General features: G+C 72.4%; 3 protein-coding genes. All 3 read left to right on the plus strand.

Annotation, left to right across the window (positions count from 1 at the left end; all coding sequences use genetic code 11):
- The first annotated feature begins 69 nt into the window (after window positions 1-69).
- Complete coding sequence (locus tag B9S61_RS40160) at window positions 70-351, plus strand: DUF6303 family protein (protein ID WP_103546633.1); 282 nt, start codon at window positions 70-72, stop codon at window positions 349-351.
- The gene (locus B9S61_RS40165) at window positions 348-1,211 is read left to right on the plus strand and encodes a protein spdB (RefSeq protein WP_103546634.1); all 864 of its coding nucleotides are present in this window, start codon (window positions 348-350) and stop codon (window positions 1,209-1,211) included. Before B9S61_RS40160 ends, B9S61_RS40165 begins: the two co-directional genes overlap by 4 nt.
- 47 nt (window positions 1,212-1,258) lie before the next feature.
- On the plus strand, window positions 1,259-2,296 hold a 1,038-nt coding region (locus B9S61_RS40170; protein ID WP_258040144.1), incomplete at its 3' end, for a DNA cytosine methyltransferase.

The raw sequence follows: 2,296 nt of genomic DNA on the forward strand, positions 1-2,296 counted from the left end.
CCGCGCGCTCGCCGCGCGGATCGCGCTGCTCAACCGGGCGGCCGGCGCGAGCCTGCCCGGGGGTGCCGCGTGAGGACGCTGACCGCGCAGATGTCGAGCGACGGCCGGGCGTGGCGCCTGTACGTCGTCGTGTACGGCGGGACCGAGTGGCCCACCTTCCGGTGGGAGCGCACGGGCCCGGTGCCCACCGTGGCGGAGCGCCGGCGCGTGCTGGCCGCCCTCGGCTACGAGGTGGTACCGGGCGCGGTGTGGTCCTGGATCGAGGACAGCCGGGACCTCGGCGACGACTCCACTCCGGTCGTGCTGATCGCGGCCGTGGACGTGCGCGAGCAGGAAGGGGCCACCGCATGAGGGCCAAGACCGTTCTTCCGGCCGTCGCGATGACGGCCGTGTCCATGGTGCTCACCCTGGCCGTGGTGGTGATGTGGCTGGGCACCGCGATGCCGTGGCTGGTCGCTCTGGTCGTGGGTCTCGGGATTGACGGGGGATGGCTGGCCACCCTCGCCTACGAACGCCGTCTGGCCGCGCAGGGTGACCACAACCGGGCCGTGACCGCCGTCGGCTGGTCCTTCGGCTTCGTCGCTACCGGTGTGCTGGTCGCGCACGCGCTGACTGCCGACCATGCCGTCGGGGCGTGGCTGGCGGTGGCGTGGCTGCCGATCGCGGCCAAAGCCCTGTGGCTGGTCCATGGCCTGTGGGAGCGCACCGCGCTCACTCCCGTCGCGCTGGACGCGATCCGCGGGATTCAGCAGGAAGCGCGGGATGAGGCGGCCGTGGCCCGCGCCCGACTGAGGGCGGAAGCCGCGACGGAGGAGACGCGGCTGACGGCCGTGACGGAGGCCGGGGCGCGCGTCGCACGTGTCCAGGCACGGACGGCACAGACTCTTTCCGGGGCGTGGTCGACGCTGGAGACGGCCCGCGCGGGTGAGGAGACGGGCAGGGCGCTGACCAGTGTGACGAGCCGCGTCACGCCCGGGGTCACGCCCCGGTGGGAGCTGCCGGTGTGGGGGCCGACGGAGCCGCTTACGGCCCGTTCGCTGGAGGCTGTTCCGGCGCTCACCGATGAGGCGCTGGACGTTGTCGTTGACGAGATCCGGCACAGCGAGTCGCCCGCGCTGTCGTACCGGGAGATGTCGGCCCGGTTCCGGGCGTCGGGGCACGCCGCTTCCGAGGTGCGTTTGCGGGCGGCGTGGAAGCGGGTCGTGGCATGACGTCGCTGCGGATCGGTTCCGTGTGCACCGGGTACGGCGGTCTGGACATGGCCGTCCAGGCCGTGCTCGGTGGTGAGCTTGTGTGGGTGGCGGACAACGACCCCGGTGCGAGCCGCATCCTGGCCCACCGCTACCCGCGGGTGGCGAATCTGGGGGACATCACCGCCGTCGACTTCGCGCGCGTCGGGCCGGTCGATGTGGTGTGCGGCGGCTATCCGTGCCAGCCGTTCAGTTCCGCCGGCAAGAGGAAGGGGACCGCTGATGAGCGGCACATCTGGCCCGACATCGCCCGTGCCCTTGGGGTTCTACGACCCCGTCTCGCGGTGTTTGAGAACGTCGCAGGGCACCTTTCTCTCGGATTCGACACCGTGCTTGGAGACCTTGCCGCCCTCGGGTTCGATGCGCGGTGGTGCACTCTTCGCGCATCTGACGTGGGAGCGGCTCACCAGCGCAAACGGCTGTTCGTCCTCGCCTGGCCTGCCGACTCCGGCGGCACGGGACTTCAAGGGTGGTGGGCAGCGCGGGCAGCTTCCGACCGCCGTCGGCTTGCTGCTGCCGACCCCGTCGACCTCGGAGAACACCGGAGCCGGGCACGCGGCGCAGGGCGGGATGAATCTGCGGCACGTCGTCTCGCTGCTGCCCACCCCGCGCGCGTCGGAGAACGAGAACCGGCAGACCAAACGCAGCCCCTCGCAGGAAGCGGGCACGCACGGCAAGAGCCTGGCCGCCGAGATGGGCTCGCTCCTGCCGACCCCGAGGGCCACGGACGGCACGAAGGGCGCGGTCTCGCGCACGGAAGCGACGGACCGGCGGGTCCGGTCGGGCAGGGCGAACCTGCCCGAGACGGCGGTGAGCACGTTCCCGGCGGAGCCGTCGAATGGGGCGAGTACGCCGAAGCGGTCACGCGGTGGGAAACGGTCCTCCAGCGCCCCGCCCCCGGGCCAGTTGACGCTCTGGGACGGCTGAGCCCCGCCTTCGTCGAATGGCTCATGGGCCTGCCCGCCGGACACGTCACCGCCGTCCCCGGCCTGTCCCGCTCCGCACAGCTCAAAGCGCTGGGCAACGGCGTGGTCCCCCAACAGGCC

The organism is Streptomyces sp. SM1 (assembly GCF_002910825.1).
GTDB classification, from domain to species: Bacteria; Actinomycetota; Actinomycetes; order Streptomycetales; family Streptomycetaceae; genus Streptomyces; species Streptomyces okerensis.

Coding starts and splice junctions, on each gene's coding strand:
- B9S61_RS40165 (WP_103546634.1), top strand. CDS start 348: ATGAGGGCCAAGACCGTTCTTCCGGCCGTCGCGATGACGGCCGTGTCC.